The following is a 23,622-nucleotide window of genomic DNA, read 5'->3' on the forward strand; positions in this document are numbered from 1 at the left end:
TTAGACCATACGGCGTGCCGTCACAACCATGTCGGGGCGCAGCGGGGTGTAGGACACCGGCTCGCCGGACTGGACCGCGTTGAGCAGCTTGCCGTCGCCCGCGTACAGGCCGACGTGGCCGCCGCCGTTGGTCACGACGATATCGCCGGGCTGCAGGTTCTCGAAGGCGACCGGCGCACCGACGTGCGACTGTTCGAAGCTGGTGCGCGGCAGTTCGATTCCGGCCTGCTTGTAGGCCCACTGGACCAGACCCGAGCAGTCGAAGTTGTACGGACCCGAGGCACCCCAGGAGTACATGGCGCCGACCTTGGACTTGGCGGCGTCCAGCGCGACATCACTGGCGGTGTTGTGGTGGAACATCTGCGGCACACCCGGGGTGAAGAAGCCGGGGACATTCGGCACACCGGCATCCGGGGCGGTCTGCGGCGCGGGCGCAGCGGGCATCGAGGCGAGTGCCTGCGTGAGCTGCTGCCCCAGATCCTGGGCCTGCTGTTCGAATTCCTGCGGCACCGGGACGTCGAAATCGCCGATACCGGGGAGGTTGATGGTTGCTGCCATCGCGGGGATCGCGGGCATCGCACCGGTAGATGCGGCCACTGCGCCCATGACGAGCGCACCCTTGACGGAATTCGGGAGCCGCGATTCCCGCTGCAAGCTGTGTTTACCCACCGAGCCGTATCTCCGATCTTTCTGCTCTTCCGCCGACCGGGTCAGCTGTCGAGTTCGGACCGGCAGATCGGCCCCAACTCCCAGTTGAATCTCTGGGTCCCGGTACGACAGCCGGGATCCTTGGTCCCGACAGCCGTTTTGGCGGTGACTCAGTGGCGCCGCTCCTCTGACGAACCGACAGACTCCACTAAGTCACGAAGAGATTACGACCCGGACGCGGTGTTGTCCAGCGCACAGCCCAGGTTGTTATCGGATGATCGAAAAACCCCAGGACGAGCGGCCGTGATGGGAAAACTTCCGAATGGTCACAACTCGGTATCGGCGGCGCGGCACGAGTTATCGAATCGGGAGTACCGACCGGATCCGATACCGCGCCCAGGAGATTCGCCGCCGCCTACTCGTCGGCCCCGCCACCCCGCTGCGCCAGCGCGCGCTCGAGTTCATCGATGCGGCGCCGCGCATCGGCCAGGCCGACCTCGAGCTGACCCAGCGCCATCACCAGCGGCCCGACCGCGAGATCGGCGACGAGTTGCGGATCGTCATAGCCACGCTCGATCGCGACCAGGATGTTGGAGCGGATGCGTCCGGCCACGGTCGCCCCGGCGGGCACGCTCCACGACTCGACCACCTCGGCGGTGGTCGCGGGAGTGGATTCCTCGGACATGCCCCTCCGTTCCATCCGGCGCTGGACGGTTCACCGAACCGCAACCAGCGTAGAGATTTTCGTGGCTGTAGCAATGCAATAACTGCGCTGTGAGCGACTGCTTGCAAGTCCATTCAACACTGCGACAGATTGCTAGCAATATCTAGGACACGCCGTATATATGGCCAGATTCGGCTGACGAGACGCGCTACGGTGTCTGGGCATGGACCCCGTGCGGAATCCGTATGCTCCCGGAGCCGGACAGCGCCCACCCGAACTGGCCGGGCGCGATAAGCAACTCAAGGCCTTCGACATCGTGCTGGAGCGGATCGCCCGCGGCAGGCCCGAGCGCAGCGTAATGCTCACCGGACTGCGCGGTGTCGGAAAGACCGTGCTGCTCAACCAACTTCGTTCCGCCGCCATCTCCCGCGGTTGGGGCACCGGCAAAATCGAGGCGCGGCCGGATCAGGAACTGCGCCGCCCGCTGTCCTCGGCACTGCATATGGCCGTGCGTGCCATCGCCATGGCGCACCGCAATCAGGAGCGCGTCGACGACTTCCTCGGCATACTCAAGGCTTTCGCGCTGCGCTCCACCGCGGATAAGGGCATGCGGGAGCGCTGGCAGCCCGGTATCGATGTCCCGGCGGTGACCGGTCGCGCCGATTCCGGCGATATCGAGATCGATCTGATCGAACTGCTGAAGGAGGCGGCCGGACTGGCCAGCGATATCGGCGTCGGCATCGCGATCTTCATCGATGAGATGCAGGATCTGGGTCCGGCCGATATCTCCGCGATCTGCGGCGCCTGTCACGAATTGAGCCAGGACGCCGCACCTTTGATCGTGGTCGGTGCCGGATTGCCGCACCTGCCCGCGGTGCTCTCGGCCTCGAAGAGCTATTCCGAGCGGCTGTTCAGCTACCACCGCATCGATCGGCTGGACCGCGAATCCGCCGACCTCGCCCTCATCGCACCCGCCGAGCGCGAGGAGGTGAAATTCACCGAAGCCGCCCTCGATGCCCTGTACCAGCGGGCCGATGGGTATCCGTACTTCGTACAGGCCTACGGCAAGGCCGCCTGGGATCAGGCGCCGGAGAGCCCGATCACCGCCGAGGATGTCGAGGTGGCGGCACCGAGCGCCGAAGAGGAACTCGCCGTCGGATTCTTCGGTTCCCGATATGAACGCGCCACCCCCGCCGAACGCGAATACATGCGCGCCATGGCCGATTTGGCGGGCGATGACGGTCCCGTGCCGACCGCCGCGGTGGCCAATGAACTCGGCCGCAAACCCGCCTCGCTGTCACCGGCGCGCGACGGGTTGATCAAGAAGGGCCTGATCTATTCGGCCGAGCGCGGCACCATCGGGTTCACGGTGCCGCACTTCGGTCGCTACCTGCGCAGCGTGTAGCCGAAAGACTCAGTACGGCAGGGGAAGCGGATACCGGTAGTCGCAATTCCCCTCCGGCGACTTCCCCTGTGTTGTGCAGGCATTCTGCAGCGACCGCCAGGTGGCGGGACCGACCACTCCGTCGTCGTAAATGCCAACGACCCGCTGGAAGTTCCGCACCGCAGCCTTGGTCTTCGGGCCGAACTTACCGTCGACATCGACCTGGCCGTTGCCGTAGCTGAACGTGAGGAAGGCCTGAACCGCTGCGACACACGGGCCCTGGTTGCGCACCCCCTCCGTCAATGTCGGTTTGGCCGCCAGACACTGGTTGATCGACGCCGGGTACTGGACCTCGGCATGCGCCGGTGCCGCGATGGCGGCGCTCCCGGCCACCGCGGCGACCCCGATGGCCGCCGCGGCCATCGCCCGGCGAATCCGCTGAACCCCGGAAAGCTGTGCTGCGTACATGATGTTCCTCGTGGTGGGTGAAGCTGCACCGCTGCTGGTGAAGCTGGTGGCGCCAAGGTAGGAAGCGCGACCAATGACGGACCAACGAAGAACTCATGGCGCAGCATTGGGCACCGACGATGGTTCGCATGCCGGGTATGCGGCCCGACCACGCCGTCGAGCCGATCCCGGCGGAGCGCGGCACCATCGGGGTCACCGTGCCGCACTTCGGTCGCTAGCTGCGCAGCGTGTAGCCGAAAGTTCGGTCAGGGCAACGGATACGGCCACTTGTAGTCACAGTCGCCGCGCTGCGAGCAACTGATGGCGATATGACGCCAGGTGTCCGACCCGACATAACCGTCCTGCTTCTTGATGCCGACCGCCGCCTGGTAATTCTTTACCGCCCCCTCGGTCTCCGGGCCGAACCTGCCGTCGACGTTGACAGCACCGTTTCCGTAGTGGAACCGCAGGAACGACTGCAGCGCCGCGACACACTGCGCCTGGTTCTTGACGCCCCTGTACAAATCCGGTCGGAAGACCAGACATTCGTTCATGGATGAGGCGTAGGTGGTCGCGTTCGCTGGTATCTCCGTGGCGACGGTACCGCCGAGCACGGCAAGACCGATGACGCCCGCGGCAGCCAGGCGGCGAATCCGGTAGTGGCAGGAAGAGCGTTGTGCTGTCGTGATGTTCATGATGTTCCTAGTGAGTTGCAGTGTGATCCCCGACACACCAAAACCTAGGAACCGGCGGCAATGATCCGCCAAGGAAACGCTCACGCCCGAATCAGGCCAGTGGACGCCGCACCTCGAGGGTCACCGAGCCGATCCGGATGCGGTCACCGTGCACCAGCGAGGCTCGCCCCCGAATGCGCCGATCGTTGACGTATACGCCATTGGCGGAATCACGATCCTCGATCAGGACCACCTCGCCGTCCACGGTGACCTTGGCGTGACGACGGCTGGTCTTGGCATCCTCCAGCCGGATGTCGTTATCCGCGCTGCGGCCGATCGTCATACCCGCCCCGGTCACCTCGAACCGCCTGCCGTCCTCGACGTAGAGCAAGATGTGACCCAGCGTCTCCAGCAGAGTCGACCCGTCGGAATCCACAGTGAGCCGCAAACGGATTCGCCGCGGGCTCGGCAGCGGCTCATGCCGCAGGATGTGCTGCTCCAGCCCGGCCAACCGGTCGCTGGGATCCATGCCCTGTTCCCGCAACACCCCGCGTACGGCCCGACAGGCACCGAGCGCATCGCCGTGCCGCCCGGCCGCGTACAGCGCCGTGATCAGCTGTACCCAAAGGGTTTCGCGCAGCGGATGTCGCGCGGTCAGCGCGCGCAGTTCCCCGATGACCTCGGCGGCCCGGCCAGCGGCGATCTCCAGATCCAAGCGCGCCTCGAGCGTGCGCTGGCGCTCCTCGTCCATATGCGCGGAGAACGCCTCGACGAAGGTGGACATCGGCAAACCATCCAGCGCAGCACCGCTCCATTCCCCGAGCGCTTCCAGGAAGTGCTCGGCCGCGCGCTCATGGTCACCGATGTCGAATGCGGCCATCGCCACGGTTCTGGCCCGCTCGAAACGACCGAGATCGCAGTCCTCGTCGCGAATGTCCAAGCAGTAGTTGCCGGAACTGTCGGTTTGCAGCATCGTGGTCGCCGCCACCTCGGCGGCCTGCAGTGCGGCCCGCAGTTCGGCGACGCGATTGTGCAAGTTCGCGCGAAAGCTGGGCGGTGGATCACCATCCCAGATGGTGTTCGCCAACCGCGTCGGCGAGATCACATTGCGCCGGTTGACGACGAGCACCGCGAGCATGGCCCTGGTCAGCGGTCCGCCGATGGCGAGCGGTCGGCCCGAGACATACCAGCGGACCGGGCCGAGGACGCGCACATCCACCGCGGGCGGCGTCGCGGCGCCGGTGGTCATGGTGCTGGGACGCAGCGGCCGTCGAAGGCACCGTCGGCGACCCGGAATACCGGCCACTGCATGGCTTTCGCCCGCGTTTCGGGGCCATAGATGCCGTCGACCGAGGCACCGTGGTCGACCTGGAGATGCCGGACGGCGCGCTTCATCGGGGCGTCGTACACGGTCGTCTCATCCAACTGGATGCCGTGGCACAGGTTCAGCGCCTGCCGCAGGGCCGTCACCGAATCGCCACGATCGCCCTCGTTGAGCGCACACCGCGGATCGTCGTGATCGGCTGCCCCGCTGGGCAATTCGAGATAGAAGTCGGTGCCGAGTGGGACTCGCACGCGCCAATAGCACCGCAGCATCCCCGTTGGCACACTGCTCGTCTTCGACACAGCCACCGGGGCCGCACCATCGGATCGATGGGGAATCAGCCAGACAGCGGTCGTCACCGCGACCACCAGGGCGGCGGCGATCCCACCGAGTACGGCGATACGGCCGCGTCGAACCAGACCGGACAACCCCCACCGGTGCGGCCACCGCTCGGTATCGCTGATCGCCAGCTCCACCGCGCGCGCGAACTCGGCACAGGTTTGATAGCGCCGCCGCGGATCCGCCGACATGGCGCGGGCGATCACATCGTCCAGCGCCGGTGGGATATCCGGCCGGACCCGGGTGAGCTGCGGATTGTCCCGTACGGTTGGGGTCCCTTCGGGCGTCGGGGCGTGGCCGTTCGGATTCGATCCGGTGAGCAGCGCCAACAGGGTCGCACCCAGCGAATAGATATCCGCCCGGCGATCCACCGCACGCCCCGCCAGCACCTCCGGTGCCGCGAACGCGGGAGTGCAGGCGCGCCAACCGGTTTCGGTGACGGTGGCGGCCTCCTCGATGGTGCGCGCCAACCCGAAATCCGCGACCAGCACGCGCTCGCCCTCGGCGCCGGCGGCGACCAGGATGTTCGACGGTTTGACGTCGCGGTGCAGCAGATCCTGCTCATGCGCGTGATGCAGCCCCTTGGCGGCCTCGCAGACTATCCGGGCCGCCCGGTCGGGCTCCAATCCGGTCGGTTCCTTGCGCATGAGTTCACCCGCGTCGGTGCCGTCCACATACTGCATCGCCATCCACAGGACCTCGCCCTCCTCACCCCGGTTGTAGACCGAGACGACATTGGGATGGTCCAGGCGGCACACCAGATCGGCCTCCCGCCGGAAGATGCTCCGGTAACGATGATTCGCGCCGAGGTTCTCGGCGAGCACCTTCAGGGCCACCTGTCGCGGCAGCGCCGGATCCTCGGCCAGATAGACCGCGCCCATGCCGCCGGATCCGAGGGGTCGCACAATCGAATACCCCGCGAATACCTGTCCTGGCCGTAACAACATCCCTGCCCTCCAAGGGAATACGAGCCACGTCGCCGTCGCCTGGCGCGTTCAGTCACTACCGTTGCGTGAATCTCAATGATTGTCTCACCGAGGTTCTTCCTGGGTGGTGCCGTCGCCGTTGGCGATGACGCCGAAGGTCGTGAGCCCGAGGCCGATTCCACATCGGATCGGAGCAAGACCGACGAATGAACCACCAGATTCCAACCCCTATTCGAGGCCCGGTGTCATGACAACCTGCGCGCTCGGTCCGGCAAGCGTTAGCTGACCCGGCCGGGTGCACGGCAAAGCGTTAGCGGCCCATTTGCTTCTCCATCAAGATCATTAGAGATCGATAGATAACGCTCTACCTCAACATCTACCGGCCGGTAACAAACCCTCCTACACTCTTATGTGATCCTGATCACGAGGAGGACGTCATGGCGACTACCGCAAAAGTCGACGCCACCGAAGAACAGGCCCGTGCACTGGTCGAGGAATCCCGCGAAACCAGCTGGGCCAAACCATCGTTCGCCAAGGAGATGTTTCTCGGCCGATTCCGGCTCGATCTGATCCACCCCTACCCCGAGCCGAGTGCCGAGGACGCGGCGCGCACCGAGGCCTATCTGGCCCGGCTGCGGCCGTTCTGCGAATCACTCGACGGCAGCGTCATCGAGGCGGAATCCAAGATTCCGGATGAGTACGTCAAGGGCCTGGCCGAACTCGGCTGCTTCGGCCTCAAGATCCCGACCGAGTACGGCGGCCAGGGGCTGTCCCAGGTCGGCTACAACCGAGCGCTGATGCTCGTCGGCTCCGCGCACCCCAGCCTCGGCGTACTGCTGTCGGCGCACCAGTCGATCGGCGTGCCCGAACCGCTGAAGCTGGCGGGGACCCCGGAGCAGAAGGCCGAATTCCTGCCCCGCTGCGCGGCGGGCGCGATCAGCGCATTCCTGCTCACCGAGCCCGATGTCGGCTCCGACCCGGCCCGAATGGCCAGCATCGCCACCCCCACCGAGGACGGCGAGGCCTACGAGATCAATGGCGTGAAGCTGTGGACCACCAATGGCGTGGTCGCCGAACTGCTGGTGGTGATGGCCCGGATACCCAAGAGCGAGGGGCACCGCGGCGGCATCTCGGCCTTCATCGTCGAGGCCGATTCGCCCGGCATCACCGTGGAGCGCCGCAATTCGTTCATGGGCCTGCGCGGCATCGAGAACGGCGTGACCCGCCTGCACAACGTCCGGGTCCCCAAGCGCAATCTCGTCGGCCGTGAGGGCGACGGCCTGAAAATCGCGCTGACCACGTTGAACGCCGGACGACTCGCCATACCGGCGCTGTGCACGGCGGCCTCGAAATGGTCGCTCAAGATCGCCAGGCAGTGGTGCACGCAGCGGGTGCAGTGGGGTCGTCCGGTCGGCGAGCACGCCGCGGTCGGGGAGAAGATCTCCTTCATCGCCGCCACTACCTACGCACTCGAGGCGGCACTCGACCTGTCCGCCACCATGTGCGACGAGGGCCGCAACGACATCCGCATCGAGGCGGCGCTGGCCAAGCTCTGGGCCAGTGAGATGAGCTGCCAGATCGCCGACGAACTCGTACAGATCCGCGGCGGACGCGGCTATGAGACGGCGGCCTCGTTGCGGGCCCGCGGTGAGCGCGCCGTCGGGGCCGAGCAACTGGTCCGGGATCTGCGGATCAACCGCATCTTCGAGGGCTCCAGCGAGATCATGCGCTTGCTGGTCGCCAGAGAGATGGCCGATGCCCACATGGCCGCCGCCGGTGCGCTGGTCGACCGGAACGCCGAACTGAAGGACAAGGCCAAGGCCGCGGTCGGCGCGGGTGGCTTCTATGCCAAGTGGTTCCCGCAGTTGGCGGTCGGTGCGGGCACGGTACCGGCGACCTACGCCGAATTCGGACCGCTGGCCAGGCATCTGCGCTTCGTCGAGCGCAGCTCCCGCAAACAGGCCAGGTCGCTGATGTATGCGATGGCGCGCTGGCAGGCGGGTCTGGAGTACCGGCAGAACTTCCTCGGTCGCATTGTCGATATCGCCGCCGAATTGTTCGCGATCTCGGCCGCCTGCGTGCGGGCGCAGGCAGCGCGGACCGCGGGCGCGCCGGAGGCCAAGGCCGCCGAGGAACTCGCCGACACCTTCAGCAGGCAATCCCGGATTCGGGTGAAGAAGCTGTTCGACGCGCTGTGGGATAACACCGACGACGACGATCGCACCCTCACCCGCGGCGTCCTCGACGGCCGTTACCAGTGGCTGGAGGACGGCGTCTTCGATCCGAGCGAGGGCACCGGACCGTGGATCGCGGAATGGCAGATGGGTCCGTCCACCGAGACAAACCTGCTGCGACCGTTCCTGCCGTCGACCCGCAGTCACGCGGGCACCTAGGCCGGAATCGGTACGAGCCGTCACCCCCGTGGCAGGGGTGACGGCTCGTAGCATGCGCGTGATCGCTCGCTCCAAGGTCGGTCCCGCCGAAACTCCGGACCGAAACCGGGTGCGCATATCCCGCCGTGTTCTCGCGCTACAAGGACACGGTGCGAGTCAGGTTGTTGCGGAGTGCGCCGATGGGACGACGCCGAGTTGCTGCATCATCCCGAGTGTGTCCCAACATACCCAGGATTCGACGGCCTTGCCGTCCTGGAACCGACTGATCGTAATTCCCTGAACGACCACTGGTTTGCCTGTCGCGGACATGCCCATCATCTCGCCGTCATTGGTGCCTGTCGCCGTCCATCGGGTCGTGACGAAGTCGCCTTCGGCGATCTGTTCATTGACCAGGAACCGTTGATCCGAGAACGCGGCGAGATACATCCGCGCGAGCCGTTTGAAGCCGTCGGGGCCATGGACATCGACGAACGGGTTCTGTGGATCGTGGTCGATGTAGTCGGCCGCAATCACCTCGTCGAACGCATCGAGGTCTCGCGCGTTCCATGCGTCGAAGACGCGCTTGGCCGCGGCCTTGTTCTGTTCTGACATGGCTCTCCTATCGATTGATGGCGCCGAACTGGCGAAGCGGCAATAGTCGCTATAGGCAGCCTTCGCGGTGCCCGGCGCTGAGTGTGATGCGGAGCGCGGCCGCGATCCCATCAGTGGATCCAGGCGCCGCGCTCCAGTATGTGGACGCTGTCATCACGGCACACGCCCGCCCGAATGTTGTCAGCAGGCATCCAGCTACCCGCCGATCACAACCCTGAAGCCGGTGTATCGCCAATAATTGTGCGCCTCTTTCGTGTGCGAGGTAAGGGGGAATCAGCGACTGCTGCGGTCTCGTCCCACGCTCACACGACGCCTACCTGCGGGTCGATAGTTCGACAAGTTGAATTTGGGATCGACCGCGAGGACCCTCGGACGGGAACGCCGCGGTGGCGTCGACCCGGGTTGGCGTACAGATCGGGCAGCATGAGAAGTTGCAGCTAATTGATAGTTAATCCACTCCCAGCCGAGTCGTCACAGAAGGTGCTCACGCACACTTTTGACACGGTCACCCAACGACCCTCCGCACGACACGCCGAGTTGAGAATCGGGGGAAGCTCCGCACGAGCCGTCGGCGCGGCGGCGAACTCCCGTCCCGTAACAGGTGCGGTATTGAGGCCGCCGGGCTGGATCGAAGAGTCCTGCGGGGCAGCGGTTTCCGTTGCATCATCATTTGTGGCGAGGATGGCGTGGCCGGTGCGGAGGACGTTGCCGACGCCGTCATCGATTCCGCGACGTTGGCCAGGACATCGGCTTGCACCGCACAGCTTCGGCGACCTCGGCGGCCAACCCGGCGGCGCCCGATCCAGGGGTCGCGGTGCAGGCGGCCACGGCGGCCGCTCCAGCGTCGGCCCCTGCCATACCTGGTTCGATGCTCGCCCGCGCGCCTATTTCTTGTCGTCTTCGGGTGTCCAGCCTTCGTACTCGGTGCCCGACAAGTCATCGTGGAACCGCTCGGACAGCTCGACCCGATCCTCTTCGGGCACCGCGGCCATCTTGGCGCGATGCGCGTTCGCGCGTGCCATGTATTCGGCTATCTGCTCTTCGGTCAACGGCGGTACACCCGCCTCCTCGGGGGTCTGGAAGAGCTTGCCCGCAATCCTCTTGGCCATGTTCTATTCTCCTGATCCTAAACTTCCAACAGTGTAATCACGTTACGCATGGTCTTCGGGTCGACAGTGTTTTCCAAGCACCGGAATTTCGTACCCGATTTGAATAGAATCTCGCCTTCGTTCTGTCCCGACCATGGTCCGTAATTCGACATGTTCTCGATCGGTTTACCGGTCTTGGAAATAATGGTGAATTCGGTGTTTCCATCGTATTTGTTGCTTTCGCCGAATCGGGACGATGACGTGAACGCATCTTCCGTAACGACTTCACCCTTTTTGTAGCTTTCGATCACGTCGGCGGGAAGGTAAGTCCGGCGGTTGACCTCGCCTTCATAGTTGGGGAATTTGTCGAGCGCTTGATTCAGTTCGCGCACTCTGGCGGCCTGATCTTCGGTGAGTTCTCCCGTGCGTAGCGCTTCGTTCAAGTCCTTGTATCCAGAAGCGGTGTAGCGGCTGATCGCGGCGTAGTCCTCATCGGTGAGGCCGAGTTCTTGCGCGGTCGGCGCTTTGAACTCTTTCGGTACGGCTTTCGGCTCCGCCTTCGGTGTCGCCTTGGCCTTCAAATCCTTGATGCGTTTGAGTTCTTTGGCATGTTTGGCAAGGGTCTGTTCCGATTTCACCCCTTTTGCGATGCTTCGTCCTTCTTTGAACACATCGATGAGGGCGCGAATCGGGCGTGCGAATCGGGCGGCGATGGCCACGACACGCGCGCTGGCCACGGCGGCGCCGATGCCGAAGGTCACCACGCTTGCCGCGATGGCGATTGCGACGGTGATGAACAGCTCTTTGAGCAGCTCTTCGCCCAGGTCCTCGAGAACCTTTTTCATGTTTTCGCGCAGCTCGACCAGGCCGTCGTGGTGGTCTTTCGCGCTGGCGGACAGTTCATAGAACGCGGCGGTGGTGGTCAGGGCGGCGTCACGCAGGGCGCGCAGATCTTCATCGATGTGTTCGTATTCGGGGCTCACGATCTGCTCGAACGACCAGGCAACGCGCTCCAGGTTGCCCGCCATCGTCGACACCGCGGGGGCGTCGGCAATCTTGGTCCAGGTGTCGGCGGCGCGCGCGAGTAGATCCACATTGCCGTCCGGGATGGTGATCCCGATGGCTTCGGCCAGCTGCACACCACCATCGATCAGCCCTTGGCCGGGTCCTCCGGCACTGGGCAGCGGCACCCGGCACAGGTATGCCACGGGGCCGGGGGTGGCCGGTTTATCCGGCGCCTGAGTGTCGGTGCCGATCGTCGCGTTGTATTCGGCAACGGCGTGGTTGTAGCCCATGTCCAGCAGTAGGACGCCGTAGGCGTGCACCGCTTCGGCCAGGTCGTTGGACATGTCCAACAGCTCTTCGGCGCGTGTGTCGTAGGTCTTGGCCCATTTCTTGGCCTCGTCGTACGAACCGGTCATCGCGTGGCATTCGTTGAGAGTCGGCCAGAACCCGTCAACGGCGGCGAACCAGTCGGCGGCCAGGCCGACGAGCTTGTTACCGGCGTCGTAGTAGACGCTGGTATCGACATCGAGAACGGTTGCGGTCACGCGCGCCCCAGGGCGCGCAGATTCGCAGCTATCGCGTCGTTGTAGGCGGTGTGCGCGGCCCGTGCCGCGGCCTGCATCTTCTCGATCCCGCCGCGGATCTTCTCCGCGGCCGCGGCCCATTCTCGATGCGCTTCGGCTTGCTCGTCGGCGGCCTTGCCCGACCAGTTCTCTTGCATCGTGGCCATGCGCTCATCGATCTCGCGCAAAGATTCCCGGATGAAGTCGTTCAAACCGCCGATGCGGGCGGTCACCGCGTCCAACTGGTCCAAGTCGACCTGATACCTACTCACATGTCACGTCCCTATTTGGTTCGGGCTAAGGCAGATCCAGCGACGATTGCCGAAAGTCATTGGCGTTGGTGGTGTCGGTGGCCTTGTACTCGGTGGACACCACCCCCAGCAGTTCGGCCATGGTGTTGAGCGCTTCGAGCACATCCAGCGCGCCGTCGCGGGTTTCTTCCCACCCGGCCACATACGCGTCAGCCGCTGTTCCCTTCCAGGTGCTCATGAGCCCTTGCACATCGGTGTCGGCAGACCGCACACCGTTGACGAGTGTTTCCGCAGTCTGTTGTACGTACTGGCCTGCGCTGGCCACATGATCGGGAACTATCGAGAACGTGGTAGGGGTGGAACCTTCAGCCATACATACCTTCTCGGGGACATCGGGTGTTGCTCTTCGGTTGAACCCAACTACTTAGACGCACACCGTATCGGTTCGGTTCCACTGGATTTCGATCCACGATGCCCCGGAACGAGAGATCGCCTTGGCGATCACTCGTCGCGTCCTGACTCGACGTGGTATCGGCAGGGTCAGAGGGCGCCGGGGAGGCGGCGGCGGCCGGTGGTTAGTTCGGTGGTCAGGTCTTCGTAGGCGATGGCCAGTTCGGCTAGGCGTTCCCAGGCGTTGCCGAGGGCGTGGTCGGAGGGGCTGGTCAGGGCGGTGTAGGCGGTGGCGGTGTAGGCGGCCAGGCGGTCGATTACGGTGCCGAGGGTTTCGGTGTGTACTGCGGCGCAGCCGTGGGCAGGGGGGAGGTTGGCGTGGATCCAGTGGTCGATTTCGCGGACCAAACATGTTCTGCGGGTGTCGATTTCGGTGTTATGGCAGCCGTGGTCGGACGAGCATTGTGGCGCGGGTCCGTGGTGGGCGGCGGTGGGAGACGGGTGGGGGCGGCGGCGTTCGTGCAAGCAGGTGAGTTCATAGGCCGCACGCAGCAGGGGGTGCGTCGTGTGTTCGACGCCGCGGCAGGCACGCAGCATCTCCCCTTTGGTCGGTAGCGGTTCGATCAGCACGACAGTCCTCGGTGCGCGCATCGCCGAATCGTTTCGGCTGCCGTGTGGTTCATGGATGCCTCGGTTCATATCGGTGAATTCCGGTGCGCCCGGCCGAATTTCCGGATAGCGGCGATCCGTTGTGGTCCAATAGGTTTCTCAGTTTCCTACGGCTTCCCCGGCCGGGCGCGGCAACAGCAGAGCACGCGACAGGCGGAGGAGTCAGCGTCTTCATGGGGCTTTTCAGCGATTCGCACCGAAGTGCGAGGACGAAATCCGTCCGCGTGGACCACATCCATCCACGGACGAATCTCTTCAGATCCGAGACCGAAGGCAGGGGGCCATGTCGGAAACAGGAAGCACGGTGCCGCGACGGCAACTGGGACGGCACCTCCGAGACCTGCGCTTGCAGGCCGGAATGAGCATGCCGGAAGCCGCGCGGCTGATCGAACGCGGCACGACGACGCTACAGCGGTTGGAGACGGGACAGACACAAAAGATACGGCTGCTGGATATTCGGGAGCTGTGCAGCGTGTACGACGCCAGCGATGTCGTCACCGCCGGGCTGCTCGGGCTGGCTCAGGAGGCGTCGGGGAAATGCTGGTGGCATGAGTACGGGAAGTTGATCCCGGAGGATTTCAATGTTTACGTGGGATTGGAGGCGGGAGCGCGCAGGTTGACTTCGTATGCGCCGGATGTGGTGCTGGGGTTGCTGCAAGCGCCCGATTACACACGTGAATTGCTGCGCTTGGGCTTCCCCGACGCTTCGAGTGCAGAGATCGATCGCCGGGTGGAGCTGAAACAGCGACGACGGCGGATACTCACCCGCAAACGTCAGCCAACTGAAATGAATGCCGTACTTTTGGAGTGCGCGCTGCGCAGGGTGGTTGGAAGCCGCAAAGTCATGGCAGCACAGCTGCGGCACCTCGCCGACATGTCAACACTGCCGAACATCACACTTCAGGTGCTGCCATTCTCGGCCGGTATCCCCATGGGTGACCCGATAGGGCTGTTCACCATCGTCGATTTCGATGTCGACCGGCAGAGAGAGCCGATCGAGCCGTCGGTCGTCTATCTCGAAAACCTCACTGGTGACTTGTATCTGGAACAGGCGGCAGACGTCGGGCGCTACCATGTGGCTCATGAAGCCATCCGGCGCGGTGCGCTGGATGCCACGGCGAGCAGGAGTCTGCTTCGGCAGATCGCAAGGGAGTATGCCGCGTGATCGATAAGCATGACATCGACCTCTCTAGGGCTCGCTGGTTCAAGAGCACCCGCAGCTCAGCTGCAAAGGATTGCGTCGAGGTCGCCTTCCTATCCAGTGACCTCATTGGCGTCCGGGACTCGAAGAACCCGGACGGCCCGGCACTGGTGTTCGGCGCTGGCGCGTGGGACGCCTTCACAGCCGCTGTCGCCGATGGGAACTTTCGCTGGTCGTAGTCGATAGGTTCGAGACCTCTCGCTCGTCTGACGCGAGAGGTCTCGATCTTGTTGGGCCTGCCCTCTCATTGCTGGTCGCAGGTGTCCAGCGGTAAAGTGCGTGGGCAGCGGGGGATATCGCGTTGCCCCTCGGCATACCGTGGCGGCGAAGGGGTTCGCGAATGACTGGTAAAGCGAAGGCGCTGCCCGCTGCGGCCTTGACTCTCGGCGCGGCGCTGCTGCTCGCTGGGTGCAATGGCGATTCGACCACCGGGAAGCCGACCGCCGCCACGTCGAGCGCACCGAAGACAGCCGCTGCCGCAACGACATCGGTCGACCCCGAAGCGGCCGTTTGGGATCCGTGCACGATCCCCGATTCCACGCTCGCCGCGCTCGGATTGAACACCGCCAGCAAAGACAACAAAATCGCGGGCGTTGACCCGACGGGCTGGAAGGTATGCAGTTGGGAGTCCGAGCCGAAGGCGTACAACCTTGGGATCCTCTCATCGGAACACACGCTTGAGGAGGCCAGACAAAGGACCGATTATGCAGACTTCACATCGACGACCGTCGGTACTCGTCCAGCACTCCAGTTTCGAGAGCCCGGTGCGACGCACGACCTGACCTGCTGGCTCGCCGTTGAGGTGCCCCACGGAATGGTCGAGTTCGATGTGGCCAACCGGTACGGCTCCTCCGGAGCCAAAGCCGGTGAACCGTGTGCCCAGGCGCGTCGGCTCGCTGAAGCCCTGGCCACGTATCTGCCTGCGCGTTGAGGAGGGGAAATGATCAGTGGCATCGATCCAGACGAATGGACACGGCTACTTGACCGAGCCAATGCCGGTGAGCTATCGCTGGACCCGAAAGTCGGGAAAGACTTGGACAAGGTCTGCGACGACCAAATCGACAGGCTGAACACGGTCCTTCTGGGGGTGAGGCGCATCAGCAATATATCGGGCTTCGGCACATTCAACTCCGGCAAGATCCTTGAGAAGAAGTTCTCCGAGACCGCCTCGGGAACCGACCGCTCGCTCGACACCGTGATCATGCAGCACATCGATGCCGTCGAGACCGCCAAAGAGGTTGTCGCAAAAGCGATCGCGAACTTCGTCGCCCAAGACCAATACAGCGCCGACCGGTTCAAGCAGGTAACCCCGGAATGACGTACGAGGACTACCAGCGCCGCATCATCGAGGCGCAAGAACAGTGGAACCGAGACCGCGATTGGATCTACAAGACCGAATCCGGTTACAAGGACTTCGAAGGCGAGACGCAACCACCCCACGTCACCACCCCGGACAGCTACGACCACCTTACCCTCCAGGAAATGCAGACCGCCGTATCGGCGATGAAGCCGAAACTGGTCGATGACGCGGTCACGATGTGGGCGAATATCGGTCTGGAACTTCAGGGTTCGTTCGAAACCTTCAAACGCGAATTCGCACGCACCATCACCGGCCAGGGCCGCCACTCCGGCTGGACGGGCGTGGCGGCAAAGGCAGCGACGACGGCGGTGAACAACTACTACGAGAAATCCGTCCCACTCGCCACGGCGGCAACGCTGACCAGCCTCAAACTCTCCGAAATGAAGACCGGCCTCGAACAGACCCAGGCACTCATGCCCGGCCTCACCGAACGCCCGGAGATCACCGGCAAGACGCTGCCCAAGGATGGCGTCATGAAGTCCGGCGAATACACCCAGACCGAGGCCGAGCAGGAGGGCCGCAGAATCCTGCGGACGGTCTACGGCCAGGTGGCGGGGCAGACCGATGTCGGGGTTCCGTATATGCCCACCGCGCCGACGATCACGGACGGCCCCGGCGGCCCGGTCACACCAGGGCCGAATCCCGGTGGGTCACCGGGCGATTCGGGCCCGGGTGGCGGTTCCGGCAACGGCAACGGAAATGGCAACGGCGGCCAGACCGGCGGGGACTCAGGATCCGGTACGGGTGCGCAAACGGGCACCGAGCCATCGGCGGCGACGTCGGATGCCACCACACCCACGAGTACGAATCCGCAAAGTGCAACGCCGACAACGCAATCCAGCTCGCCCACCACAGCGATGCCGACCACGGCCGGAACCAGCGGCCTGACCACGGGCACCCCGAACTCCGCGACGCCCGGAATCGGCAGCCCCTCGACTGGCCGCACCGGCTCGGGCAGTCCGGGCGGCACCACCTCGGGCAGCCCGGGCCGCAGCGTCGCGGGCACACCCACCACCGGCGCCACGGCAGCCGCCTCGGCCGCGCGCCAGAGCACCACGGCATCGGGCCGTGCGGGAACATCCGGAATGTCGGGCATGGGTGGGGCCGGTCAGGGCAAGGGCAGCGATGAGGATCGCAAGAAGGGCGTTCCCGATTACCTCATCACCGCCGAGCACGGCCAAGAAGCCACCGGATTGGATTCGCTACCCAAGACCGTGCCCCCGGTGATCGGCGGTGACCACGACGGTGCCCAGCAGTACTAGGGGGATGGCAGCCGGCGAAGCCGGCGGGGTGGGTGAGCACCGGTTCACTGGGCTGGAGTTCGAAATGCTCTGGGCCGCATACGGTCGTGACCGGCTGCCCTACCCGCTGCACCACCGCACCGAAATCACCGAATTCGACGAGTTGGAACGCCACCGCGAAGCCGCGCTCACCGCCCTGCTCGACAAGTACTCACCCGAACTCGAACACGCCATCGAGGTGCTGCTCGAGCCGGACGCCCGCGTGGAGTCCAAGGGTTTCGGCGGCCCCTACCTCTCCCAGACCTACCGATTCCATGGCGCGGTTCGTGACCAGATGGGGGCCGCGCTGACCCAATTGCCCGGCGTCACCGCAGACACCGGCGGCGATGTGGTCATCACCTACTGCACCGCACAGCAGGTCTGCACCCACGCCGTCGCCGCCCTGCCGCAGCGCGGTCCCGGCACGCAACCGCGGCTGGAGTTCCGGCGCGAGGAGATCGCCGCCGACCGCGACCGCCACATCCGCCGCGCCCACGACTACGGCCCCCTCGAACAACTCGACCGCATTTTCCAGCGCACCCGTTCCGGCCTGGGTGAGATCGCCATCTACGCGGGTCCAGCCCTCGACGCACGCCCAACGCCCGGCCGCGGCTTCTGGTGGATGGACTACCCCGACGGCCGCTACTACATCAAAACCGGCGACCCGATCATCGCCGCCCCCATGGACTCTCGAGCCATGGCCGCCGAAATCCACCGCCTACTCACCCTCACCCAGCGCTACCACCACGAAGACCGCGCCCACGACGAATACCTCCGCTCCCGCCGCTGACCTCACCCCACCGGTCAACTGACAGCCCGCGACCAGAGTCGAATGGCGGCTCGAGACACCCCGACCACCATTCGACCCGCCTCGACAAACAAGCCCGACCACACAGGTCCCCGAACCGGAAGCCGCAGGCCTGCGGACGGAAGAGTAAGCAGGACACGGCAAGCAGCCTGGTCGACCGCGTCGAGAGGAGAGGGGCACAAGCCTCTTAGACGGGCGATCACCATGCGCTCATACAGGCAAACGTCGAGAGTGCATGTGCACCAGCGCATTCTCGGCCGATGTGCTGGGGGAGTCGGGGCTTGTTCGAGGGTGAGGTGGTCCCGGCTGCCTACTTCGGGGGTTCACTGGCCTATATGTCCCCTGAAGTGCTCCGCACTGCCCGATAGAAGCCGTGGACGGCAGCCGTATCCGGGGCTCTGGACCCGGAGCCGTGCAGGACAGCAAGCCCGACCACCCACGGCAACCGTACGGATCGGCCCAACCACCTGGGGTACCGGTAGTCATCGCCGAAAAACCGCAGGTCGGCTCCAGGACATGCCGAACAACCAGGACCTACGCCCATATCCGTTGCATGTCACCATCCCCCAACGGTTGACGTTGCCGCGTACACGACATGTGTTCCAGGTGCGAGCTGCGGAAATGCATTGCTGCGGAGGGTGTCTCGCGAACGTTCGTTTTCGATCCACGGCACCTCGCGCCTCGGGGCAGACCGTCATTTTGGTCACCGACCGCCCGCAATGAGCCACGCTGTTCGGAACTCCGTGTCGGGTCGAAAGATTCACACGAGATGAACCCAGGAATTGCGGTCAGGCTTCGGAGGCATTTTCGCCCGCCTTGCGGGTGAGGGCGGTAAGGGTAGCGAGGTGGGCGTGGTAGGCGGTGCGGCCCTCACGGGTGAGGGCGAGCCAGGTTTTCGGTTTCCGGCCCACGTAGCCCTTGGTGACCTCGAGGTAGCCAGCGGTTTCGAGAACGGTCATCGCTTTGGAGAGCGTGGATTTGTTCAGCTCGCACAGGTCGGCTATGACCAGGAATTCGGCCTCACTGCAACCGTCGAGGAAGGCGACGAGTTTCAGGCGTGGCAGTGAGGCGAACAGTTCGTTCAGTTCTGCCACGGCGTGGTCCACGGTCGTGCCACCTCATACCAACTCCACACACCCATGATCACACCGCATAACAGACTCATCCCCAGGTACAAACCCGAATTCGCATGGCCGAGCATCGGCACCACCACTATGACCAGTAGCCCCACCGTGGCCTGCTTCCACTCCTTCGTCGGGACAGGGAGGATGCCGCGCGCACGCCGGGCACGGCGCAGCCACCACACAAGTACCGAATACACCGTGAGCGAGGCGATTCCGGCGATCCATCCGATCACCCCCAGCATGTCGTAGTCCCCCGCCATGGTCAGCATCGCGATACCAAGTCCGCCGAACACGCCGGTCGCAACAGCTACCCAACTGGGCAGTGCGGCGGCTTGGTGCGCCTGGCGGGTGGTAGCGGCGGCGATGTCCAGCGCCTGTTGTGGTGTTTGCGCGTCCTGCATACGTTTAGCGTACCGCAACCAGTTTCCATTCAGAAACTAGTTGCCACCTTTCACATCCCGATTTGCCCATCGACCAGTTCGCACGCTCTGGACGCACGAGATCGCCTCTGGCCGTTGTTTTTCCGGGGTGAGCACGTGGCAGATTCACACCGCGCGCTATGCAGCTACACCTGGGAGGCGTCTGCGCTTCGGACTCACCGCGGTCACGCTCGTCGGCATTATGGGACGTTCGAAACATCCGCAGATCCAGGGCACACGCCCTATCGGCCTGTGCGTCGCCACCTCGAGGTGCGAGAACACCGCCATCTACCGCCGCAAGTCGCTCTCAGTTGGTCGGCAGAAAAATGATTGGGCAGGGCGGCATGTGGGCTGATAACGTCCGGGAGACCGTGACATCACGCGAGGAGGTGAGACCCATGAACGTTGTATCGATGTGGGTGCTCCCCCTCGTCGTCACGGTTGGGCGAACGATGTAGGTGTCGCTGGGAGCGCCTGAGAGACAGGGCTATCCCGAAAGGCGACAACCTATGAATTCTGTACATTTCACTTCGGGTACGGGTGAGCCCACCGTAGTGATCACGCGGGTCACGCAGACGCAGTGGCACGCGGTGGAGGCCGACCGGGTGGTCGGCCGTGGCGACGTTTCGCGTCGGCCCGACGGTCGGGTCTTCCTCAGCATCGACTCGTGGCACGACGCGGTCTTCGACCAACTCGCCGACGCGATGCTGGCGCAGCTGCCGACGCCGTTGTACACGGTGGTCGACGAGGCCGACCTGGACCTGACGCGCAGTTGGGAGCGCGCCGGTTTCACCACCCGGCGCCGTGAGTGGGAATACCTCGTGCCCGCCGACCCGCAGGTCACGGGACTCGACGCGGCGCTGCCGCCGCCGGGTGTCACGATCGTGGCTGCCGGTGAAGCGCAGCAAGGCCCGCTGCGCGCAGTGGACACCGCGATTCGCGATGAGGTCGAGGCAACCGTCGGATGGCAGGAGATGCCGGCCGAGGTGTTGCCCCGCACGGACGGGAACGCCTGGGATCCGTCGAAGTATGCGGTGGCAGCGCAGTCCGATCGATACGTGGGACTGGTCCGAGTGGTGCAGGTGACCCGGCAGCCACGGATCGGGCTGATCGCGGTCCGGGCCGACCAGCACCGCCGCGGCATCGCCCGGGCACTGCTGGCCCACGCGCTGGGCGCACTGCACCGCGACGGGATCGAAACGGCATCAACCGAAGTGAACGAATCCAACGCAGCGGCCCTGGCGCTGTTCGAGGGCATCGGTGCCCGACGTGCGAGCAGCAACCTGGAGTTGGTGCTGCGATGACGAACACGGCGAAGAACGGCAAGGGTATCGAAATAGCGGGCACCGTCGTCGAGTGCCTGCGCAACGCCACCTTCACGGTGGAACTCCCGAACGGGCACAAGGTGCTCGCACACATCAGCGGGAAGATAAGGAAGAACTACATCAAGATCGTGCCCTATGACCGGGTGCTCGTGGAACTGAGCCCCTACGACCTCACCCGCGGCCGGATCCTCTTCCGGTACCGGACGTAGCAAAAGGCGGGGACGCGACCGAATCGACGTCGCCCCTCGACATACAGCGGTGTCGGCGACCGGCTCGAAGCCGGTCGCCGACACCATCTCGTCCGTCGTCACCGAGGCATCGCCATGCCATGCGTGAGCTGACAAGCCTCATCGACCCCGGAGCCAACCGCACCCGCCGACCAGCGGCTACGCCATATCGCGCGAGCCCCCATGAAGGAATATCGCATCCGATGCAATCGGCGACGGTCGTAGTAATCGCCGAAAATACAGGCGGGATAGCGGTCATGCAGCCGACTCCCGCGCGTGACGGGAGTCTTCTTGGTGGCGTTCCCGCTCGCGGTCCATGCCGCCTCGGTGATGGGCCTCCTGCTACCGGAACCCCCACCTGCCCGATGTTGCTCGACCACGACATCGACAGACGCTGCACCGGTCTCCGTCCGGAGCCGGCGCAAGCCATCTCCCGACCGCCCACAACTCGTTGTGTGACCACGTGCGTTGGTGTCCGATCGGGAGGTATCGGACAATCTCGAAAAATTCCTAGATAACGATAGACTTTCGATACCGCGTTCCTATAACCTTCCGATAACAATCTCTAGCGGACTCTAGGAAATTCGATCGATTGGCCGATAGAAGGCCAGCGCAGCGGTCGATCATAGTTGTCTGCCGAAATCTAGCGTCTGACCTACAGGTCCTTAGATTCACCGATCGACGGGCCCGTACGCCCGGCGATGTCGATCACCAGCGTCAGTTGGACAACGCGTACATAACGGACGGTATGCGGCGTTAACGGCACGGGAATCCAACTCGACATCCGGGCAAGAGCGCTCCGAACGGGTATCCCACAGGAGAACCTTCATGTCCACGACCATCGCCCGCCGGGCCGCCGACTACGACGGCCATCGCATTACAGTGTCGGCCGACGACGGCACCCCGATCGCGGTCCGCACCTTCGGCGCCGACGACGCACCCCTGACCATTGTCTTCGTACACGGCCACTGCCTGCGCACCGAATCCTGGTCGTACCTGCGCGATCAACTGCTGCGACAGTGGGGGGTGGCGGTCGGCGGAGCCGACGGGGTGGGTGAGTACAGCGGGATGGCAGTCGGCGGAGCCGACGGGGTGGGTGAGTACAACGGGATGGCAGTCGGCGGAGCCGACGCGGCGGGTGAGTACAGACAACAAGGCACCCGCATGGTTTTCTACGACCACCGCGGGCACGGTGAATCCGGCGTCGCCCATCACTCGACCTACACCATCGAGCAGCTCGGCCACGACCTCGACGCCGTGCTGCGGGCGGTCGTGCCGACCGGTCCGATCGTGCTGGTCGGACATTCGATGGGCGCGATGGTGACCCTGGCCTATGCCCGGCTGTTCCCGACGGCGATCGGCGCCCGGGTGGTCGGCCTCGGCCTGATCGCGGGCGCGGCCAATGGCATCACCGAGGTCGGGCTCGCTCGCTTCCTGAATCGGCGCGCCGTGAACTCGCTGCAGGTCGCGGTGCTGCGCGCGCCGCGGCTCATGCAGGCATCCAAGCGGCTGTCCCGCCGAATCTTCGAGCCGATCGCCCGCGCGGCGAATACGGGTACCAAGCGGACGAACCCTCGCATGGTTGCGGTCGCCGCGGCGATGATGAACGACACCCCGCTGCTCACCATGTCGAGCTTCCTCGCCTCGCTGATCACCTTCGACGAGAGTGCGTCGCTGCAGCGCCTCGGCGACATTCCGGCGCTGGTGCTGGCCGGTTCGGCCGACATCGTCGTGCCGTTCGCACATTCGGTGGTACTCGCCTCGCAACTGGCGGGCTCGCAGCTGGTGCGGCTCGAGGGCGCGGGCCACAGCGTGCACCTGGAACGCGCCGAAGAGGTGGCCTCCTACATTGCCGGCCTGGTCGACCGGGTCATCACCGCCATGCACGGTCAGGGCCCCGAGTACGCCACCGCCAGCTGAGTTCGCATTCGTCGAAGCACACGGATGCCTTGCCGCACCCCTCGGCAATATTTGGGCAAACATCCGAAAAAGTGGGTCCGACGAGCCAGATCGCAATTCCTCACGTACTGTGTTGTAGATCACGTTGTGTGGTGAGTCACACGACTTGGTGCGGCGCGCTCCCAGGCAGACCATGGAAGCATCCGCTACCCACCGAGTTCGTCTGCCCGCCAAGGAACACAGGAGGTATCGATGACACGCAGCGAAATAGCTGAGCTCCGCTACGCGGTCGGGCAGCTCCGGCAATCCATCGGCGCACTGCGCACTCACTACGGCGACGCCAATTCGGTGCGACGACTGGAAAACGACCTCGAGCGGCTCGTCATCGACGCCGATGAACTCGAGCAGTCGCCGCCGCAGCAGCTCACCCGTCGCCCGCAGGAGACCATCTACGTCCCGGACAGCAAATCCGACGAGGCGGCGTGGATGGGTGCGCAGGACGAGGGTCTCGGCTTCCACTCCCGCCCGCGCACGAAGTAGCTCCTGGTTCCGCGTGCCGTCCGTACCGGTCGGCACCGAAGCTGGCGCACGCGCTTTCGTCACCGCACACGCGCAATCGCACG

At 64.6% G+C, this 23,622-nt stretch carries 26 protein-coding genes; 12 read left to right on the forward strand and 14 right to left on the reverse strand.

The window, feature by feature from the left end:
* On the reverse strand, positions 1-669 hold the full coding sequence (locus tag ACQP0C_RS40905; RefSeq protein ID WP_433729143.1) for a C40 family peptidase: 669 nt from the start codon (positions 667-669) through the stop codon (positions 1-3).
* A gap of 394 nt (positions 670-1,063) precedes the next feature.
* On the reverse strand, positions 1,064-1,333 hold the full coding sequence (locus ACQP0C_RS40910; protein ID WP_433729145.1) for a hypothetical protein: 270 nt from the start codon (positions 1,331-1,333) through the stop codon (positions 1,064-1,066).
* Positions 1,334-1,535: 202 nt separating this feature from the next.
* On the opposite strand from ACQP0C_RS40910, the gene ACQP0C_RS40915 reads away from it, so the two are divergent.
* The gene (locus ACQP0C_RS40915; protein ID WP_433729147.1) at positions 1,536-2,717 is read left to right on the forward strand and encodes an AAA family ATPase; all 1,182 of its coding nucleotides are present in this window, start codon (positions 1,536-1,538) and stop codon (positions 2,715-2,717) included.
* 9 nt (positions 2,718-2,726) lie between these two features.
* On the opposite strand, the gene ACQP0C_RS40920 is transcribed toward ACQP0C_RS40915, so the two are convergent.
* The 4 genes from ACQP0C_RS40920 to ACQP0C_RS40935 all read right to left on the reverse strand — a co-directional run bounded on the left by ACQP0C_RS40920 (position 2,727) and on the right by ACQP0C_RS40935 (position 6,427).
* Entirely contained in the window at positions 2,727-3,164 is a 438-nt protein-coding gene (locus tag ACQP0C_RS40920) for a peptidoglycan-binding domain-containing protein (protein WP_433729149.1), read from the reverse strand.
* Between the two features lie 245 nt (positions 3,165-3,409).
* Positions 3,410-3,922, reverse strand: coding sequence for a peptidoglycan-binding domain-containing protein (locus tag ACQP0C_RS40925; protein ID WP_433729151.1), 513 nt, complete (start codon positions 3,920-3,922; stop codon positions 3,410-3,412).
* A gap of 7 nt (positions 3,923-3,929) precedes the next feature.
* Positions 3,930-5,066 (reverse strand): BTAD domain-containing putative transcriptional regulator, encoded by a 1,137-nt coding sequence (locus tag ACQP0C_RS40930; RefSeq protein ID WP_433729153.1) that lies wholly within the window; start codon positions 5,064-5,066, stop codon positions 3,930-3,932.
* Complete coding sequence (locus tag ACQP0C_RS40935; protein ID WP_433729155.1) at positions 5,063-6,427, reverse strand: protein kinase domain-containing protein; 1,365 nt, start codon at positions 6,425-6,427, stop codon at positions 5,063-5,065. The genes ACQP0C_RS40930 and ACQP0C_RS40935 overlap by 4 nt, the downstream gene beginning before the upstream one ends.
* 416 nt (positions 6,428-6,843) lie before the next feature.
* Between ACQP0C_RS40935 and ACQP0C_RS40940 the strand changes: the two genes are divergently transcribed.
* On the forward strand, positions 6,844-8,799 hold the full coding sequence (locus ACQP0C_RS40940) for an acyl-CoA dehydrogenase family protein (RefSeq protein WP_433729157.1): 1,956 nt from the start codon (positions 6,844-6,846) through the stop codon (positions 8,797-8,799).
* 156 nt (positions 8,800-8,955) lie between these two features.
* Here the strand turns inward: ACQP0C_RS40940 and ACQP0C_RS40945 are convergent, their stop codons facing one another.
* From ACQP0C_RS40945 to ACQP0C_RS40970, 6 genes are all read right to left on the reverse strand, one after another.
* Positions 8,956-9,501: an ester cyclase gene (locus tag ACQP0C_RS40945; protein WP_433729159.1), complete on the reverse strand. Its 546-nt coding sequence runs from the start codon at positions 9,499-9,501 to the stop codon at positions 8,956-8,958.
* A gap of 773 nt (positions 9,502-10,274) precedes the next feature.
* Positions 10,275-10,499 carry a hypothetical protein gene (locus tag ACQP0C_RS40950; RefSeq protein WP_433729161.1) on the reverse strand — a complete coding sequence of 75 codons (225 nt, stop codon included), beginning with the start codon at positions 10,497-10,499 and terminating at the stop codon, positions 10,275-10,277.
* Positions 10,500-10,516: 17 nt separating this feature from the next.
* Positions 10,517-12,028: an ADP-ribosyltransferase gene (locus tag ACQP0C_RS40955; RefSeq protein ID WP_433729163.1), complete on the reverse strand. Its 1,512-nt coding sequence runs from the start codon at positions 12,026-12,028 to the stop codon at positions 10,517-10,519.
* Complete coding sequence (locus ACQP0C_RS40960; protein WP_433729165.1) at positions 12,025-12,318, reverse strand: WXG100 family type VII secretion target; 294 nt, start codon at positions 12,316-12,318, stop codon at positions 12,025-12,027. The genes ACQP0C_RS40955 and ACQP0C_RS40960 overlap by 4 nt, the downstream gene beginning before the upstream one ends.
* Positions 12,319-12,343: 25 nt before the next feature.
* Entirely contained in the window at positions 12,344-12,670 is a 327-nt protein-coding gene (locus ACQP0C_RS40965; RefSeq protein WP_433729167.1) for a WXG100 family type VII secretion target, read from the reverse strand.
* A 167-nt stretch (positions 12,671-12,837) separates the two neighbouring features.
* Positions 12,838-13,338, reverse strand: coding sequence for a DUF4254 domain-containing protein (locus tag ACQP0C_RS40970; protein ID WP_433729169.1), 501 nt, complete (start codon positions 13,336-13,338; stop codon positions 12,838-12,840).
* Positions 13,339-13,639: 301 nt separating this feature from the next.
* Between ACQP0C_RS40970 and ACQP0C_RS40975 the strand changes: the two genes are divergently transcribed.
* The 6 genes from ACQP0C_RS40975 (at position 13,640) to ACQP0C_RS41000 (ending at position 17,987) form a co-directional block, all read left to right on the forward strand.
* On the forward strand, positions 13,640-14,521 hold the full coding sequence (locus ACQP0C_RS40975; RefSeq protein WP_433729171.1) for a helix-turn-helix domain-containing protein: 882 nt from the start codon (positions 13,640-13,642) through the stop codon (positions 14,519-14,521).
* The gene (locus tag ACQP0C_RS40980; protein WP_433729173.1) at positions 14,518-14,736 is read left to right on the forward strand and encodes a DUF397 domain-containing protein; all 219 of its coding nucleotides are present in this window, start codon (positions 14,518-14,520) and stop codon (positions 14,734-14,736) included. Before ACQP0C_RS40975 ends, ACQP0C_RS40980 begins: the two co-directional genes overlap by 4 nt.
* 197 nt (positions 14,737-14,933) lie before the next feature.
* On the forward strand, positions 14,934-15,488 hold the full coding sequence (locus tag ACQP0C_RS40985; RefSeq protein WP_433729175.1) for a DUF3558 domain-containing protein: 555 nt from the start codon (positions 14,934-14,936) through the stop codon (positions 15,486-15,488).
* A gap of 9 nt (positions 15,489-15,497) precedes the next feature.
* Entirely contained in the window at positions 15,498-15,875 is a 378-nt protein-coding gene (locus ACQP0C_RS40990) for a hypothetical protein (protein WP_433729177.1), read from the forward strand.
* Positions 15,872-17,179: a hypothetical protein gene (locus ACQP0C_RS40995; RefSeq protein WP_433729178.1), complete on the forward strand. Its 1,308-nt coding sequence runs from the start codon at positions 15,872-15,874 to the stop codon at positions 17,177-17,179. The genes ACQP0C_RS40990 and ACQP0C_RS40995 overlap by 4 nt, the downstream gene beginning before the upstream one ends.
* A 4-nt stretch (positions 17,180-17,183) precedes the next feature.
* Positions 17,184-17,987, forward strand: a complete 804-nt coding sequence (locus tag ACQP0C_RS41000) for an ESX secretion-associated protein EspG (RefSeq protein WP_433729180.1) — start codon at positions 17,184-17,186, stop codon at positions 17,985-17,987.
* A gap of 806 nt (positions 17,988-18,793) precedes the next feature.
* On the opposite strand, the gene ACQP0C_RS41005 is transcribed toward ACQP0C_RS41000, so the two are convergent.
* Together ACQP0C_RS41005 and ACQP0C_RS41010 are read right to left on the reverse strand one after the other, a co-directional pair.
* On the reverse strand, positions 18,794-19,099 hold the full coding sequence (locus ACQP0C_RS41005) for a transcriptional regulator (protein WP_433729182.1): 306 nt from the start codon (positions 19,097-19,099) through the stop codon (positions 18,794-18,796).
* The gene (locus ACQP0C_RS41010; protein ID WP_433729184.1) at positions 19,087-19,530 is read right to left on the reverse strand and encodes a hypothetical protein; all 444 of its coding nucleotides are present in this window, start codon (positions 19,528-19,530) and stop codon (positions 19,087-19,089) included. The genes ACQP0C_RS41005 and ACQP0C_RS41010 overlap by 13 nt, the downstream gene beginning before the upstream one ends.
* Before the next feature lie 527 nt (positions 19,531-20,057).
* On the opposite strand from ACQP0C_RS41010, the gene ACQP0C_RS41015 reads away from it, so the two are divergent.
* The 4 genes from ACQP0C_RS41015 (at position 20,058) to ACQP0C_RS41030 (ending at position 23,539) form a co-directional block, all read left to right on the forward strand.
* Entirely contained in the window at positions 20,058-20,852 is a 795-nt protein-coding gene (locus ACQP0C_RS41015; RefSeq protein WP_433729186.1) for a GNAT family N-acetyltransferase, read from the forward strand.
* Entirely contained in the window at positions 20,849-21,082 is a 234-nt protein-coding gene (gene infA / locus ACQP0C_RS41020; protein WP_433729188.1) for a translation initiation factor IF-1, read from the forward strand. The genes ACQP0C_RS41015 and infA overlap by 4 nt, the downstream gene beginning before the upstream one ends.
* A gap of 846 nt (positions 21,083-21,928) precedes the next feature.
* On the forward strand, positions 21,929-23,020 hold the full coding sequence (locus ACQP0C_RS41025; protein ID WP_433729190.1) for an alpha/beta fold hydrolase: 1,092 nt from the start codon (positions 21,929-21,931) through the stop codon (positions 23,018-23,020).
* 231 nt (positions 23,021-23,251) lie between these two features.
* The gene (locus tag ACQP0C_RS41030; RefSeq protein WP_433681615.1) at positions 23,252-23,539 is read left to right on the forward strand and encodes a hypothetical protein; all 288 of its coding nucleotides are present in this window, start codon (positions 23,252-23,254) and stop codon (positions 23,537-23,539) included.
* Positions 23,540-23,622 lie beyond the last annotated feature (83 nt).

The sequence above is a fragment of the Nocardia sp. CA-129566 genome (assembly GCF_050956075.1).
GTDB lineage: Bacteria > Actinomycetota > Actinomycetes > Mycobacteriales > Mycobacteriaceae > Nocardia.